Origin of the sequence: Robbsia betulipollinis (assembly GCF_026624755.1) — a bacterium.
GTDB classification, from domain to species: Bacteria; Pseudomonadota; Gammaproteobacteria; order Burkholderiales; family Burkholderiaceae; genus Robbsia; species Robbsia betulipollinis.
Genome location: NZ_JAPMXC010000006.1, coordinates 206866 through 221630, shown reverse-complemented (window position 1 = coordinate 221630; position 14765 = coordinate 206866). Strand labels below are relative to the sequence as shown.

Genomic DNA, 14765 nt, shown 5'->3' with positions numbered 1-14765 from the left:
GCACGTCGCAGCCTGCGGTCATGTTGATCCGTGCCGATGCGCTCGACGCGCATCTTGCCCGCGGCCTGAAGCCGTTGTACACGGTGTGGGGCGACGAAGTGCTGCTCGTGCAGGAGTCGGTCGACCGGATCCGCCGCGCGGCGCGCGCCGCCGGCTGCACCGAGCGCGTGATCCACACCGTCGAGCGCGGCTTCGACTGGAGCACCGTGTTGGGGGAAGCGCAGTCGATGTCGCTGTTCGGCGAGCGCCGGGTGGTGGAGCTGCGCATCCCCGGGGGCAAGCCGGGCAAGGAAGGCGCGGACGCGTTGAAGCGCATGGCATACGGCGCGGCGGCGGACCCCGACACGATCACGCTGGTGACCCTGCCGCGGCTCGACGCGGCGACGCAGAAAAGCGCCTGGTTCACGGCGCTGGCGGAGGCCGGCGTCGTGATTCGTGTCGATCTCGTCGATCGCGCCCAGTTGGGAACGTGGATCGGCGAACGGCTGGCGGCCCAGCAGCAGCGGGTCGCGCCCGGCGAGCCGGGACGGCAGGCCTTGCAGTTCATCGTCGAACGCGTCGAGGGCAATCTGCTCGCGGCGTACCAGGAAATCCAGAAGCTCGGCCTGTTGTATCCGGCCGGCGTGCTGAGCGCCGAGCAGATCGAGGCCGCGGTGATGAACGTCGCCCGCTATGACGTTTTCAAGCTCAACGAAGCGATGCTGGCCGGCGACGTCGCGCGCCTTGCCCGGATGATCGACGGTTTGCGCGGCGAGGGCGAGGCGGCGGTGCTGGTGCTGTGGGCGATCGCCGAGGAGGTTCGCGTGCTGTTGCGCGTGCGCCGTGGGCTCGATGCGGGCAAGCCGATGGCGCTGCTGTTGCGCGAGAACCGCGTCTGGGGGCCGCGGGAGCGACTCATCGCGCCGGCGCTCAAGCGGCTGGGCGCGCCGCAGCCGGCGGCGGCCCGGCTCGAGGCGGCGCTGGCTTTCGCCGGGCGTCTGGACCGGCAGGTCAAGGGTTTGTCGCCGGATCTGGGCATCGCCTCCGTCGATGCGCTGCCCGCCAACCCCTGGGACGGGCTGTTCGAGCTGTCGATGCGCGTCGCGCTCGGCGAACCGGTTCATCACGCTTGAATCAGCGAAGTCGCCTTACAATGGCGGCTGACACGCGGGCCAAGCCCCTGCCTGGCTCATTTTTCCTCTTTCGATGTCTACGCCGATGTCCGCTCCTTTTTTCGCTCCGCCGCCTGCCGCCACTGCCCCGCTCGACGATGCCGCCATCGTGACCCGGATGCACGCGATGGGCCGCCGCGCCCGGCTGGCCTCGCGCGACATGGCGCGCGCGCCGGCGGCGCTGAAGAATGCGGCGCTGGAGCGCATCGCGCAGGCGATCGACGCGCAGCGCGAGGGGCTGGTCGCCTGCAATGCCCGCGATCTGGCGCGCGCGCGCGCCGCGGGAATGGATGCGGCCTTCATCGACCGGCTGACGCTGTCGGACAAGGCGCTCGACACGATGGTCGACGGTCTGCGCCAGGTGGCGGCGCTGGCGGATCCCGTCGGCGAGATCTCCGAGCTGAAATTCCGCCCCAGCGGCATCCAGGTCGGGCGCATGCGGGTGCCGCTCGGCGTGATCGGCATCATCTACGAGTCGCGTCCGAACGTGACGATCGACGCCGCCGCGCTGTGCCTGAAGTCCGGCAACGCCGCGATCCTGCGCGGCGGTTCGGACGCGATCGAAAGCAACACGGCGCTGGCCGCCATCATCGCCGAGGCGCTCGCGCAGACCGGCCTGCCGCGCGACGCGGTGCAGGTCGTGGACACGACCGACCGCCGCGCGGTGGGCGCGCTGATCACGATGACCGAGTATGTCGACGTGCTGGTGCCGCGTGGCGGCAAGCGTCTGATCGAACGCCTGATGGGCGAGGCGCGGGTGCCGATGATCAAGCATCTCGACGGCATCTGTCACGTCTATGTCGACGGCCGCGCCAGCCCCGACAAGGCGCTGCGCGTGTGCGACAACGCCAAGACGCACCGTTACGGCACCTGCAACACGATGGAGACGCTGCTGATCGACCAGGCCGCGGATCCCGCGATCCTGACGCGGCTCGCGCAGGTCTACCGGGACAAGGGCGTCGCGTTGCGCGCCTGCCCGGCGACGCTCGCGCGTCTTGCCGAGGCGGGCTTTCTCCCCGATGCGGCCGACGCTGCGGACGCCTCGGGGGCGTGGCTGCGCGAGGCGGTCGAGGCCGACTGGCGCACCGAGTACCTCGCACCGGTGCTGGCGGTGCGCATCGTCGATGGCCTCGATGCGGCGATCGCGCACATCAATGAATACGGCTCGGCCCACACCGATGCGATCATTACCGAGGACCACGACCGGGCGATGCGTTTCCTGCGCGAAGTCGATTCGGCGAGCGTGATGGTCAATGCGTCGACGCGTTTCGCCGACGGGTTCGAGTTCGGCCTGGGCGCCGAGATCGGCATTTCCAACGACAAGCTGCACGCGCGCGGACCGGTCGGACTCGAAGGGCTGACATCGCTGAAATATATCGTCCTCGGGCACGGCGAAGTCCGCGCCTGACCCGAATCGGAGAGAATCGCATGTTGATGTTGTGGATCAAGGCGCTGCATATCGTATTCGTCGCCTCGTGGTTCGCCGGCCTGTTTTACCTGCCGCGCATTTTCGTGAACCTGGCGATGGAGACGGAGCCCGCCGCGCGCCGGCGCCTGTTGCTGATGGGACGCAAGCTCTACCGCTTCATGACAATCATCGCGCTTCCCGCGCTCGCCTGCGGCCTTTACCTGTGGCTGGGCGTCGGGATCGGACAGGGCGCCGGCTGGCTGCACGCCAAGCTCGGGATCGTCGTCCTGATCCTCGTCTATCACCATGTCTGCGGCCGCCTGTTGAAGACGTTCGAGCAGGGGCGCAACCGGCATGGCGACAAATGGTATCGGATCTTCAACGAAATCCCGGTGTTCGGTTTGCTGGGTGCCGTTCTTCTGGTCGTGATCAAGCCGTTTTGAGGCCCCGGCCGTGTATCCACAGGAATAGACCATGACGTCTCCACATCCCCAGTTACAAAAGGTCACCGAACGAGTGATCGAGCGCAGTCGTGCCAGCCGCGCCGTCTACCTCGCGCGCATCGACGCCGCCCAGGGCCATTTCCCGGTACGCGGCGCGCTGTCCTGCGCGAATCTGGCGCACGGTTTCGCCGGCATGCAGGGCGATGACAAGTTCGCGATCAAGGCACTCAAGGCGCCGAACATCGGCATCGTCTCCTCGTACAACGAGATGCTGTCCGCGCACGCGCCGTATCTGCGCTATCCGGACATCATCAAGCAGGCCGCGCGCGACGCGGGGGGCACCGCGCAGTTCGCGGGCGGCGTGCCGGCGATGTGCGATGGGGTGACGCAGGGCAATATCGGCATGGAGATGTCGCTGTTCTCGCGCGAGGCGATCGCCATGGGCACCGCGATCGCGCTGACCCACAATATGTTCGACGCCGCGCTGTGCCTGGGCATCTGCGACAAGATCGTCCCGGGTCTGCTGATCGGCGCCCTGCAGTTCGGCCATCTGCCGACGATCTTCGTGCCCGCGGGCCCGATGGCCAGCGGCCTGTCGAACGACGAGAAGGCGAAGATCCGGCAGAAGTTCGCCACCGGCGAGGTCGGCCGCGACGTCCTGCTCGAAGCGGAGGCGAGCGCCTATCACGCGCAGGGTACCTGCACGTTCTACGGCACGGCCAACAGCAACCAGTTGCTGATGGAAGTGATGGGCCTGCACCTGCCGGGCGCGGCCTTCGTGCATCCGGACACGCCGCTGCGCGACGCGCTGACCGCCGAGGCGGCGCGCCGGGTGCTGGCGATCACGCAGGAAGGCGGCGAGTACACGCCGATCGGCCACGTCGTCGACGAACGCGCGGTGGTCAACGGCATCGTCGGCCTGCTGGCCACGGGCGGTTCGACGAATCACACGCTGCATCTGGTGGCGATCGCCCGTGCCGCGGGTATCGTCATCGACTGGGACGATTTCGACGCGCTGTCGCAGGTCGTCCCGCTGCTCGCGCGTATTTATCCGAACGGCAAGGCCGACGTCAACCACTACCACGCCGCGGGCGGCATGGCCTTCCTGATGCGCGAGCTGCTGGCCGCGGGTTTCCTGCACGAGGACGTGACGACCGTCGTCGGCCGGGGCCTGTCGCGCTATGCCGAGGAGCCACGGCTGGAGGCGGGGCAGGTGGTCTGGGGCCCGGGTGCCGAGACCAGTCTCGACGCGGCGGTGCTGCGTCCGGCGAGCGCGCCGTTCGCGCCCGACGGCGGCCTGCGGCTGATGAGCGGCCAGCTTGGCCGGGGCGTGATCAAGATTTCCGCGGTGGCGGCGTCGCACCGGAAAGTGCGCGCGCCGGCGATCGTCTTCGATTCGCAGGAAGGCGTGAAGGCGGCGTTCGATGCGGGCGAGCTGGATCGCGATTTCGTCGCCGTGGTGCGGTTCCAGGGTGCGCGCGCGAACGGCATGCCGGAACTGCATCAACTGACGCCGTTGCTGGCCGTCATGCAGGACAAGGGCCGGCAGGTCGCGCTGGTGACCGACGGGCGGATGTCGGGCGCGTCGGGGAAGGTGCCGGCGGTGATCCATCTCTCTCCCGAGGCGCTGCTCGACGGACCGATCGGCAAGGTGCGCACCGGCGACATGCTGGTGATCGACGCCGAGGCCGGCGTGCTCGACATCGAGGTCGACCCCGCCGAATGGGCGGCGCGCGTCCCCGCGACGGCGCCCACCCCGCCGTTGAGCGCGCCGACTTTCGGTACTGATCTGTTTCGCGTGTTCCGTCACGCCGCTGCAAGCGCCGAGCATGGCGCCAGCGTATTTGGCCCGTTGCCGGGCGAAGGAGATGCACGATGAGCAAGCACTACACGGTCGACCAGATCGTCCGCCTGGGTCCGGTGATTCCGGTGCTGAAGTTCGATAGCGTCGAGGAGGGCATCGCGGTGTCGCGCGCGCTGTACGAAGGCGGCGTCAAGGTGCTGGAAATCACGCTGCGCACGAAGGTGGGCATCGACGTGATCCGCGAGGCGTCGCAGATCGCCGACGATATCGCGGTGGGCGTGGGCACGCTGACGCGCCCCGAGGAGTGCGAGCTGGCCGCGCGCGCCGGCGCGACGTTCGGCGTGTCGCCGGGCTTTTCGACCGCGCTCGACCAGGCGGCGAAGGCGGCCGGCCTGCCCCTGCTGCCGGGCGTGATGACGCCGTCCGACATTCTCGCGGCGGTTGCCGCGGGGTACGAGATCGTGAAGTTCTTCCCGGCGGAACAGGCCGGGGGCACGACGATGCTCGGGGCGTTTCACGGGCCGTTCCCGTCGTTGCGGTTCTGCCCCACGGGCGGCATTACCCCGGCCTCGGCGCCGAGCTTCCTGTCCTTGCCGAACGTCGTCTGCGTCGGCGGCTCGTGGCTGACGCCGAGAGCGGCGGTGGCCGCCAAGGACTGGGCCGAGATCACGCGGCTGGCGCGCGAGGCGAGCGGGCTTGCCCGCGCCCATGGGGTTTCCTGAGCGGCGTTCCACACAACGAGGTAGCGGCAAATGATCATTATCGTGATGGGCGTGTCCGGCTCGGGCAAGACCAGCGTCGCCAGCGGACTGGCCGAACGGCTGGGATGCGGCTTCTCGGATGCCGATACGTTCCACAGCGCGGCCAACAAGGCGAAGATGGCGGCCGGCACGCCATTGAACGACGACGACCGCTGGCCCTGGCTCGACGCGATGCGCGCGTCGATGGCAGCGAACATCGCCGCGGGCGAGACCCATGTCTACGCCTGTTCCGCGCTGCGTCGCATCTATCGCGATCGGCTGCGCGACGGCGACAGCGCGCACATGCTGTTCGTCTATCTGTCGGGCAGTTTCGATCTGCTCGAGGAGCGGTTGTCGCGCCGCGCGAATCACTTCTTCGACCCGGCGCTGCTGAAGAGTCAGGTCGATACGCTGGAAGTGCCCACGGACGATGAAGCGGTGACGGTCGACATCACGCCGCCGATAGGGACGATCATCGATCAGGTGCTGGCGCTGGTGAAGCGGCGGCAGCCAGGGTGAACGCGGGCTAGCGCAACGGCGTTGGCGCATGCGGGAAGCGTCAAGGAAGCGGGGCGCCGGCCCGGCAAGCGATACAATGGCGCTTTCGTCTCCCGTCTGACGCCCTCCGGGGCGCTCCCTATGTCATCTTTCGAATTTTTCGCCCCCTGTCCGCGCGGACTCGAGGCGCCGCTCGCGGCCGAATTGCGCGCGGTGGCCGCCGCCGCCGGCAGCGCCGTCATGCAGGTGGGTGCCGAAGCGCCCGGCGGCGTGCATTTCCGTGGCGGCTGGGCCGCCGCATTCGCCGCCAACCTGCACTCCCGCATCGCCAGCCGGGTGCTGCTGAAGATCGCGGTGGGCGGCTACCGCGACGAGCGCGACATCTTCGCGCTCGCGCTCGGGCAGGCCTGGGAGCAGTGGTTCTCTGCGCGCCAGACCCTGCGCGTCGACGTCACCGCGGTCAAGTCGCCGCTCAAAAGCCTCGAATTCACGACCTTGCGGATCAAGGACGCGATCTGCGACCGCCTGCGCGAGAAAACCGGCAGCCGTCCCGATATCGACACGGCCGCGCCGGATGTGCGCGTTTTCGCGTTCGTCACGGTCAACCAGTGCACGCTCTACCTCGATACGTCCGGCGAGCCGCTGTTCAAGCGCGGCTGGCGGCTCGACAAGGGCGCGGCGCCGCTGCGCGAGAACCTGGCGGCCGGCATCCTGCGCTTGTCCGGTTGGGAGCCGGGCATGACGCTGTACGACCCGATGTGCGGCAGCGGCACCTTCATCGCCGAGGCGGCGCAGGTCGCGCTGGGCATCCCGCCCGGCAGCGAGCGCCGTTTCGCGTTCGAGAAGATCCGGGGTTACGACGTGGGCACCTGGCAGACGATGAAGGCCGAGGCGATGGACGCGCGGCGCCGCGCCAAGGGTTCGCGCGCGCATCTGGGCATCTACGGCAGCGACATCTCGGGCGACATGCTGGTCAAGGCGCGCGCCAATTTCGAGCGCGCCGGTTTGCCGATGCTGCCGCTCAAGCAGGTGGACGCGCGTTCGATGACGCCGCCGGCCGAAACGCCCGGCATCCTGATCGCGAATCCGCCGTATGGCGAGCGCATCGAGGTGCGCGGGCGCAATGCGCGCGGCGAGCTCATGGAACGCGACGACGCGGGCCGGGGCGGCCGCGATGGCGGCGGCCGGGGTCCCCGGGGTTCCGGTCGCGCCGGGCGCGGCGAGGCGGACGGCGGTTATCGCGAGGCGCGCACCAATGGGGACGGCAATGGCGACGACGCCGGCTTCCAGCGCGCGCGTCCGGAAGCCGGCGAGGAAGCCGATCCGGAGTTTTTCCGCCTGCTGGGCGATTCCCTGAAGCAGCGCTTCGTCGGCTGGCGCGCCTTCGTGCTGACGTCGGACCGCGGCCTGCCGGGGCTGATGCGCCTGCGCGAATCGCAGAAGACGCCGCTCTTCAACGGCGCGCTCGAATGCCGGCTGTTCCGTTTCGACATGCAGGCGGGCTCCCTGAAGCCACGGGAGGGCAAACCCGCGTCGGAGCCGCGCGATGAGTAAGAAACGCATCGTCGTCGGCATGTCCGGCGGCGTCGATTCGTCGGTGACCGCCTGGCTGCTGAAGGAGCAGGGCTATGATGTCGTCGGGCTGTTCATGAAGAACTGGGAGGACGACGACGACGGCGAGTACTGTTCGACACGGCAGGACTGGATCGACGTCGTGTCGGTCGCGGACCTGATCGGCATCGACGTGGAAGCCGTGAATTTCGCGGCCGAGTACAAGGATCGCGTGTTCGCCGAGTTCCTGCGCGAGTATGCGGCGGGCCGCACGCCGAATCCGGACGTGCTCTGCAACGCGGAAATCAAGTTCAAGGCCTTCCTCGATCATGCGATCGAACTGGGCGCGGACACCATCGCCACCGGGCACTACGCGCGCGTGCGGGAAGTGGGCGACGGCGCGCAGGCCGGGCGCTTCGCCTTGCTCAAGGCGCTGGATGGGACCAAGGACCAGAGCTATTTCCTGCACCGGCTGAATCAGCATCAATTGTCGAAGACGCTGTTTCCGCTGGGCGAGATGCCGAAGACCGAGGTGCGCCGCATCGCCGCCGAGATCGGTCTGCCCAATGCCGCGAAGAAGGATTCGACCGGCATCTGCTTCATCGGCGAGCGGCCGTTCCGGGACTTCCTGAACCGCTATCTGCCGACCGATCCGGGACCGATGCGCACGCCGGACGGGCAGCAGGTGGGCGAGCACGTCGGGCTGGCGTTCTATACGCTCGGGCAGCGCAAGGGCATCGGCATCGGTGGCAGCCGCGACGGCAGCGGCGAGCCCTGGTTCGTCGCCGCGAAGGACGTGGCGGCCAATACGCTCTACGTCGTGCAGGGGCACGACCATCCGTGGCTGTTGTCGCAGGAGCTGGCGGCGGGGCAGACCAGTTGGACCGCGGGCGTCGCACCCGATCCGGCGCACTACCCGTCGCTCACCGCGAAAACGCGCTACCGGCAGACCGACGCGCCGTGCGTGATGATACCGGCGGCCGGCGTCCCGGCGGCCGGCGCTTTGGTGACGGGTGCAGCGGAGCAGCTTTTCGGCCTGCGTTTCGATGCCGCGCAGTGGGCGGTCACGCCGGGCCAGTCGGCGGTGCTGTATGCCGGCGACGAGTGCCTGGGTGGCGGGATCATCGAGACCGTCACACGGCCGGCGAGGCCGGCCTGACGGTGCGGTAGTGCGCGTCGCGACCGGTGGGCATGCGGGCGAGCCGCGAGCGGACGTCGGGGTTGCTCCGGCACCGCAGGCCGCGGATGCTAAAATCCGGTTTCGTCGCAATCGTTGCTCTGAATCTCGTTGCGTTGAATCTTCCCGTAACGCCGAAAAGGCCCACCATGTCCGACCCCCAGACCGACTCCCTCAATGCGCTGACGGCGCTGTCCCCGCTCGATGGCCGCTATGCCGCAAAGACCGAGGCGCTGCGCGAATGGCTCTCCGAAGCCGCATTCATGCGGCACCGCGTGACGGTCGAAATCCATTGGCTGATCGCGCTTTCGCAGGCGGATCTCGCCGAAGTGCCACGTTTTTCCGCCGCCGCCGAAGCGTTTCTGCTGGGGCTCGCCGAGCGTTTCAGCGTGCACGATGCCGCGCGCATCAAGGCCATCGAACGCGTCACGAACCATGACGTCAAGGCGGTCGAGTACTGGTTGAAGGAGTCCGTCAAGGGCCAGCCGGAACTGGAGAAGGCCAGCGAATTCATCCACTTCGCCTGCACGTCGGAAGACATCAACAACACCTCGCACGGGCTGATGCTCAAGGGCGCGCGCGAGCACGTCGTGCTGCCGGCGCTGCGCAAGCTGCACGCGCGCCTGGTCGCGCTCGCGCATGCGCACGCGGACCAGCCGATGCTGTCGCGCACCCACGGCCAGCCGGCGAGCCCGACGACGCTGGGCAAGGAGATGGCGAACGTCGCGATGCGTCTCGAGCGTGCGATCGAACGCATCGCCGCGGTGCCGCTGCTCGGCAAGATGAACGGCGCCGTGGGCAACTACAACGCCCACCTCTCCGCCTATCCGGAAAAAGACTGGGAGGCGTTCTCGAAGCAGGTGATCGAGGCGCGTCTCGGCCTGGTGTTCAATCCCTATACGATCCAGATCGAGCCGCACGACTATATGGCCGAGCTGTTCGACGCGATCGCCCGGGCGAACACGATTCTGCTCGACCTGAACCGCGATGTCTGGGGCTATATCTCGCAGGGCTATTTCAAGCAGCGCCTGAAGGCGGGCGAAATCGGTTCGTCGACGATGCCGCACAAGGTCAACCCGATCGATTTCGAGAATTCGGAAGGCAATCTGGGTCTGGCGAACGCGCTGTTGCGTCATCTGTCGGAGAAGCTGCCGGTGTCGCGCTGGCAGCGCGACCTGACCGATTCGACGGTGCTGCGCAATATCGGCGTGGCGCTCGGCTACGGGCTGCTCGCTTACGACGCCTGCGTGCGTGGCCTCGACAAGCTGGAAGTCAATCCCGAGCGGTTGAACGCGGATCTGGAGGCCTGCTGGGAAGTGCTGGCCGAGCCAGTGCAGACGGTGATGCGCCGTTACGGCATAGAGAACCCCTACGAACAGCTCAAGGAACTCACGCGCGGCAAGGGCATCACGCGCGAGGCGTTGCAGCAATTCGTCGCCGGGTTGGCGATCCCGGAGGACGCCCGGCAGCAGTTGATGGCGATGACGCCGGCGAATTACATCGGCCAGGCCGCCGTGCTGGCGCGTCGGATCGGCTGACCCGACGCAGCGCCCGCTGCGCTAGGGTGCGGGGCTGCTGCGCAACGGGCAGGGCAGCACCGGCACCGGGGGCGCCGCCGGCGTCACCGGCGCCGCGCTCGCGCCATCGGCCTGCGCATGGGCTTTCTTCCTGCCCCCGGTCGCGGACGGTTTGGCCGGCATCGGCACCGGTACCGCGGGCGGCGGCGGCATGACGCCCTGTTCGGTGCGAACGCCCTGCGCGATGTCCGCCGCGATGCGCGCCAGCGCCTTGCGGTGTCCCGCGGCGAGATTGTCATACCCCGGCGCCACCGGTTCGCTCGCCGTCGACCGGCAGGTCAGGGTCAACGCGTCGCTCGAACGCACCACACTCCATACCGCGTCGATCGTGGCCCGCTCGCCCGGCACCGATTCGAACCGCTGCACGTTCACCGTGATCCGGTAGACGGTCGACCCCGCGGGGTGCGGCGTGCGATAGCTATCGATCGCGCCCAGCGAACGCGTCAGCGACTGCGACAGCGCGCCGCCGATCTCGTCGGCGAGCGGACTCGCCCAACGGTTGTATTCCTCCAGCTTCACGTCGCCGGCGCCGGTGGTGGAGACGATCTGCGGGCGTGACACCTGCCCCGGAATATTGACCGGCAGCACCTCGATCAGCAACGGCGTCGCCATCGGCAGCGCCGTGCCGTCGACCGTCGCTCCCGGGGCCGCACCCGCATTGTCCGGCGTGCTGCCGGACAGGGTGAAGAAACGGCTGTCGGGCGTATGCGCGCAGGCGCCGAGCAGCAGCGCGGTGGCGGCGGCCAGCGCGGTGCCGACGCGGCGGCGCGTGCCTGGGCGCCGCGCGTGCTGCAGGGGCGGCAGGGACATCATGGTTTGTCTCCGGTCTTGCCACGAAGCAGCGCTTCGGGATGGCGTTCGAGATAATCGGCCAGCACCGACAGCGATTGCGCGGTCTGCGTCACCTGGCGCATCGCCTGGCGGACGTCGCCCTGCAACGGCGAGTCCACCGCCAGCGTCTGCTGCGCGCTGGCGAAAGTCTTCTTCGCTTCCTCCAGCGTCGCCGTGGCCTGCGGCGCGACCTGCGTGTCGAGTTGCTGGAACAGCGTGTTGGCGCTCGCGAGCGTGTTGTTCAGATTGTTGCCGATCTTGTCGAACGGGATCTTCTGCAGCTTCTTCGCGATATCGGCCACCTGCAACTGCAACTGGTCGAGCGTGTTGGGCAGCGTGGGCAACTGCGTCGGCTGGCTATCGTAGTTGACCTTCACGGGCGGGGCGTTCGGGAAGAAATCGAGCGCGACGTAGAGCTGCCCGGTCAGGAAGTTGCCGGTGCGCAACTGCGCGCGCAGCCCGCGCCGGATCATCGTCACGAACAACTCGTGATCGCTCTTCAGCTTGTCCTGGCGCAGCGCGGCCGCGAAGGTCTTGCCCAGGCGGTCCGGATAGATGTTGACGGTGACCGGCATGTTGATCTGCTGCGCCTTCGGATCGAAGTCGACGCCGATGCGCTTCACTTCACCGATGGTGATGCCGCGGAAATCGACCGAGGCGCCAATCGACAGGCCACGCAACGACTGGTTGAAGTTCAGCACCACGGGGACCGGGTCCGTATCCGGATCGCGCATCGCATCGCCTTCGGTGCCGCTCAGCACGAACGCGGCATTGTCGGCGGACTGCGCGCCGGACGGCTGATCGGGCGGGGTCTGGAAGGCGATGCCACCGGTGACCACTGCCGCAAGCGATTGCGTGTTCAGGCGGAACCCTCCCGAATCGAGACGCAGATCGACGCCGCTGGCATGCCAGAAGCGCGTATTGCTCGTCACATACCTGTCGTACGGCGCCGTCACGAAAATGCGCAGCGTCAGGCCTTTGCCGTCCGGGTCGAGCGCGTACGCGACGACCTGGCCGACCTGCAGGCGCCGGTAGAAGACGGGCGTGCCGATATCGAGCGAGCCGAGGTTTTCCGCGTGCAGGACGAACTGATGCCCCTTCTGGTCGCGCGTCACCGCCGGTGGCGTTTCCAGTCCGACGAACTCTTTCTCGGTTTCGGTCGAGCGGCCGGCGTCCACGCCGATGTAGGAACCCGAGAGCAGGGTACCGAGTCCGGAAATGCCGCTTGCCCCCACGCGCGGCTTGACGATCCAGAAACGCGTGTCCTTCACCGCGAAATTCGACGCTTCCTTGGTCAGATCGACGGTCACGAGCGCCCTGGACAAGTCGTCGGACAGGCGCACCGCCTTGACCTGGCCGATATCGACGTCCTTGAACTTGACGCGGGTCTTGCCCGATTCGATACCGTCGGCGGACTTGAAGCTGATGGTGATGGTGGGGCCCTGCTGCACCACTTGATGGATGAAGAGCGAGACGCCGATCAGCGCCGCGAGCAGGGGAATCAACCACACCAGCGACGGCAGCCAGCGGCCGCGCGGCGCGATGACCGGCGTCTGCCAGCCGGGTCCCCCGGCGCCGCCGTTCGTGCCGTTTCCGGACCCCCCGGCGCCGCCCCCGTTCCCGGTGCCGCCCGTGCCCGTGCCATCGCCGGCATCCGCCGCCGGACTGTCGACCGCACCGCCGCCGATGCCGCCGGTGTCGCCGGTGCGGGACGGTGCATCGGCACCAGCCCGCGCCCCGTCGCGTTGCGCTATGCGGGCATCGGCAGCCTGTGGACGGGCGGGGGGAGTGTTGTCCTGCGATTGGGTCATTTAAGGGGGTGTCCAGAATCGTCGATGGGGTCCCAGATCCGCCGCGGGTCGAATTGCAGCGAAGCCAGCATCGTCAGCACGACCACGCAGCCGAAGGCAACCGCGCCCGGTCCCGAGGTGATCACCGCGAGAGACTGGAAGCGCACCAGCGATACCGTGAGCGTGATGACGAAAATGTCGAGCATCGACCAGCGGCCGATCGCCTCGACGATGTGATACAGACGCGTGCGTTGCTCCGGGCGCCAGTGCGAGCGGCGCTGCACGGTGAAATTCACGAGGGACAGGATCACCAGTTTCAGCATCGGCACCAGGATGCTGGCGACGAAGACAATGATGGCGAGGCCATACGAACCGCTGGTCCAGAAATAGACCACGCCGCTCATGATCGTGTCGTCCGAGGCGCCCAGCAGCGTCGCGGTATGCATCACCGGCAGCAGGTTCGCGGGAATATAGAGCAGCACGGCCGAAATCAGCAGGGCCCAGACGCGCGCGGCGCTGTCGGGCTTGCGCGAGTGCAGCGGTGCGCCGCAGCGCAGGCAGTGCTGGACGTCGATGGTCTGGACGCGTTGCGCGACCAGACCGCAGGCGTCGCAGCCCACCAGGCCGTGATCGCGCGCGGTGATCGCGGACTCGGAGGCGCCGTCGTCGCGTGTATCCTGCGCGCGATGCGAATCGCCCGGCAGCTCGGCAGGTTGTTCGCTCATGGGGAAGGCGGTCCGGCGAGAGTGCGGGAGATCGCGTGATTCGCGGCCCGCAGGGAATTCGCGCGGCGCTGCGCGCGGCTGCGGCGCCAGCGTCCGCAGCGGGCGTCGGCGACATCCCAGAGGGTGCGCGGTTCGAACGAGGACGTCAGGGCGGTCAGCGCGGTCAGCACGCCGAACGCGAACAGCGCGGGTTCCGGCAGCAGACGCGCGACGCTGGACAGCTTCACCAGCGTCACCAGCACCCCCAGCATGAAGACTTCGATCATGCCCCAGGGCCGGATCGAAAGCAGACCGCGCAGCACGCTGTCGAAGTGGCGCGGCCGGCGATGAAAATGCAGCGGCACCAGTAGATAGAGCATCGCGAGCAGATCGAACAACGGGAACAGGAAAGCGGCGCACACGACGAGCAGCGCGATCAGCCAGCGTCCCTGCAGCCATAGCTGCTCGATGGCGCCGAGCAGGGTGGTCTGGATCGTGATGCCTTGCGCCTCGAGTTCGACGATCGGAAAGAAATTGGCGATCGCGAAGGCGATCAGCCCGGTCATCGTCAGCGCCAGCAGGCGGTCGACGCGGCCGTCGGTGGATTGATAGAGCACGGCGTTGCAGCGGCTGCAGCGCGCGGCCGAGCGCGATGGCAGCGTTACCTTCGCGTGAAGCTTGTCGCAGTACTTGCAGGCAATGAGTTCGGTATAGGGCATGAACGCCGTGTCGGCTCGAAGGAGTCGGCCCGCGGGAGATCGGTCCGTTGCGGATATTCTTGCGGAATATTCTCTCGATCACGGAGGGCCGGGCGGGATCATCTTACCAAAAGGGCGCTTTCCGCGTACTCGACCTGTTGTACGCATGCATACGCCTTCAGGTACGATGGCGGAAAACCGGCGGCCTGGCGCACCCGGGCCCTACCGGAAACGCCGCTTCGCCCGGCCGTGCAATGGCGTTTTTCCCGTTAATCGACGTCTGGGGGACAAAGTATGTTTGAGACTCTTGCCAATCCGCTTTCCTCGCGTCTTTTGCCGCGCGCGGCGACGCGTCTGCTGACATCGGCCCTGTCGTCCGCGGTATGGGCGGGC

The 14765-nt window shown here is 67.9% G+C and carries 13 protein-coding genes; 9 read left to right on the top strand and 4 right to left on the bottom strand.

Annotation, left to right across the window (positions count from 1 at the left end; genetic code table 11):
* Positions 1 to 20 precede the first annotated feature (20 nt).
* The 9 genes from holA (at position 21) to purB (ending at position 10310) form a co-directional block, all read left to right on the top strand.
* Positions 21 to 1112 (top strand): DNA polymerase III subunit delta, encoded by a 1092-nt coding sequence (gene holA / locus OVY01_RS17005; RefSeq protein ID WP_267848753.1) that lies wholly within the window; start codon positions 21 to 23, stop codon positions 1110 to 1112.
* A gap of 157 nt (positions 1113 to 1269) precedes the next feature.
* Complete coding sequence (locus OVY01_RS17000; protein ID WP_267848879.1) at positions 1270 to 2559, top strand: glutamate-5-semialdehyde dehydrogenase; 1290 nt, start codon at positions 1270 to 1272, stop codon at positions 2557 to 2559.
* A 20-nt stretch (positions 2560 to 2579) separates the two neighbouring features.
* Positions 2580 to 3002 (top strand): CopD family protein, encoded by a 423-nt coding sequence (locus OVY01_RS16995; RefSeq protein ID WP_267848752.1) that lies wholly within the window; start codon positions 2580 to 2582, stop codon positions 3000 to 3002.
* Positions 3003 to 3033: 31 nt separating this feature from the next.
* Positions 3034 to 4881, top strand: a complete 1848-nt coding sequence (edd, locus tag OVY01_RS16990; protein ID WP_267848751.1) for a phosphogluconate dehydratase — start codon at positions 3034 to 3036, stop codon at positions 4879 to 4881.
* A complete protein-coding gene (eda, locus tag OVY01_RS16985) occupies positions 4878 to 5528 on the top strand; it encodes a bifunctional 4-hydroxy-2-oxoglutarate aldolase/2-dehydro-3-deoxy-phosphogluconate aldolase (protein ID WP_267848750.1) in 651 nt (216 codons plus the stop codon). The genes edd and eda overlap by 4 nt, the downstream gene beginning before the upstream one ends.
* Before the next feature lie 30 nt (positions 5529 to 5558).
* Positions 5559 to 6065 carry a gluconokinase gene (locus tag OVY01_RS16980; protein ID WP_267848749.1) on the top strand — a complete coding sequence of 169 codons (507 nt, stop codon included), beginning with the start codon at positions 5559 to 5561 and terminating at the stop codon, positions 6063 to 6065.
* 120 nt (positions 6066 to 6185) lie between these two features.
* Complete coding sequence (locus OVY01_RS16975; RefSeq protein WP_267848748.1) at positions 6186 to 7598, top strand: THUMP domain-containing class I SAM-dependent RNA methyltransferase; 1413 nt, start codon at positions 6186 to 6188, stop codon at positions 7596 to 7598.
* The gene (gene mnmA / locus OVY01_RS16970) at positions 7591 to 8754 is read left to right on the top strand and encodes a tRNA 2-thiouridine(34) synthase MnmA (protein WP_267848747.1); all 1164 of its coding nucleotides are present in this window, start codon (positions 7591 to 7593) and stop codon (positions 8752 to 8754) included. The genes OVY01_RS16975 and mnmA overlap by 8 nt, the downstream gene beginning before the upstream one ends.
* A 167-nt stretch (positions 8755 to 8921) precedes the next feature.
* On the top strand, positions 8922 to 10310 hold the full coding sequence (gene purB, locus OVY01_RS16965) for an adenylosuccinate lyase (RefSeq protein WP_267848746.1): 1389 nt from the start codon (positions 8922 to 8924) through the stop codon (positions 10308 to 10310).
* Between the two features lie 21 nt (positions 10311 to 10331).
* Here purB and OVY01_RS16960 read toward each other — a convergent pair whose 3' ends face one another.
* Genes OVY01_RS16960 through OVY01_RS16945 form a run of 4 tightly spaced genes read right to left on the bottom strand, consistent with a single transcriptional unit; the run spans position 10332 to position 14393 of the window.
* Positions 10332 to 11162 carry a PqiC family protein gene (locus tag OVY01_RS16960; protein WP_267848745.1) on the bottom strand — a complete coding sequence of 277 codons (831 nt, stop codon included), beginning with the start codon at positions 11160 to 11162 and terminating at the stop codon, positions 10332 to 10334.
* Positions 11159 to 12991 (bottom strand): PqiB family protein, encoded by a 1833-nt coding sequence (locus OVY01_RS16955; protein WP_267848744.1) that lies wholly within the window; start codon positions 12989 to 12991, stop codon positions 11159 to 11161. The genes OVY01_RS16960 and OVY01_RS16955 overlap by 4 nt, the downstream gene beginning before the upstream one ends.
* Positions 12988 to 13695: a paraquat-inducible protein A gene (locus OVY01_RS16950; protein ID WP_267848743.1), complete on the bottom strand. Its 708-nt coding sequence runs from the start codon at positions 13693 to 13695 to the stop codon at positions 12988 to 12990. The genes OVY01_RS16955 and OVY01_RS16950 overlap by 4 nt, the downstream gene beginning before the upstream one ends.
* Positions 13692 to 14393: a paraquat-inducible protein A gene (locus OVY01_RS16945; RefSeq protein WP_267848742.1), complete on the bottom strand. Its 702-nt coding sequence runs from the start codon at positions 14391 to 14393 to the stop codon at positions 13692 to 13694. Before OVY01_RS16945 ends, OVY01_RS16950 begins: the two co-directional genes overlap by 4 nt.
* Between the last annotated feature and the right edge of the window lie 372 nt (positions 14394 to 14765).

What these genes read in the sequence shown, in the direction of transcription:
- holA (WP_267848753.1), top strand. Translation starts at nt 21, where the DNA reads ATGTTGATCCGTGCCGATGCGCTCGACGCGCATCTTGCCCGCGGCCTG.
- OVY01_RS17000 (WP_267848879.1), top strand. Translation starts at nt 1,270, where the DNA reads ATGCACGCGATGGGCCGCCGCGCCCGGCTGGCCTCGCGCGACATGGCG.
- OVY01_RS16995 (WP_267848752.1), top strand. Translation starts at nt 2,580, where the DNA reads ATGTTGATGTTGTGGATCAAGGCGCTGCATATCGTATTCGTCGCCTCG.
- edd (WP_267848751.1), top strand. Translation starts at nt 3,034, where the DNA reads ATGACGTCTCCACATCCCCAGTTACAAAAGGTCACCGAACGAGTGATC.
- eda (WP_267848750.1), top strand. Translation starts at nt 4,878, where the DNA reads ATGAGCAAGCACTACACGGTCGACCAGATCGTCCGCCTGGGTCCGGTG.
- OVY01_RS16980 (WP_267848749.1), top strand. Translation starts at nt 5,559, where the DNA reads ATGATCATTATCGTGATGGGCGTGTCCGGCTCGGGCAAGACCAGCGTC.
- OVY01_RS16975 (WP_267848748.1), top strand. Translation starts at nt 6,186, where the DNA reads ATGTCATCTTTCGAATTTTTCGCCCCCTGTCCGCGCGGACTCGAGGCG.
- mnmA (WP_267848747.1), top strand. Translation starts at nt 7,591, where the DNA reads ATGAGTAAGAAACGCATCGTCGTCGGCATGTCCGGCGGCGTCGATTCG.
- purB (WP_267848746.1), top strand. Translation starts at nt 8,922, where the DNA reads ATGTCCGACCCCCAGACCGACTCCCTCAATGCGCTGACGGCGCTGTCC.
- OVY01_RS16960 (WP_267848745.1), bottom strand. Translation starts at nt 11,162, where the DNA reads ATGATGTCCCTGCCGCCCCTGCAGCACGCGCGGCGCCCAGGCACGCGC.
- OVY01_RS16955 (WP_267848744.1), bottom strand. Translation starts at nt 12,991, where the DNA reads ATGACCCAATCGCAGGACAACACTCCCCCCGCCCGTCCACAGGCTGCC.
- OVY01_RS16950 (WP_267848743.1), bottom strand. Translation starts at nt 13,695, where the DNA reads ATGAGCGAACAACCTGCCGAGCTGCCGGGCGATTCGCATCGCGCGCAG.
- OVY01_RS16945 (WP_267848742.1), bottom strand. Translation starts at nt 14,393, where the DNA reads ATGCCCTATACCGAACTCATTGCCTGCAAGTACTGCGACAAGCTTCAC.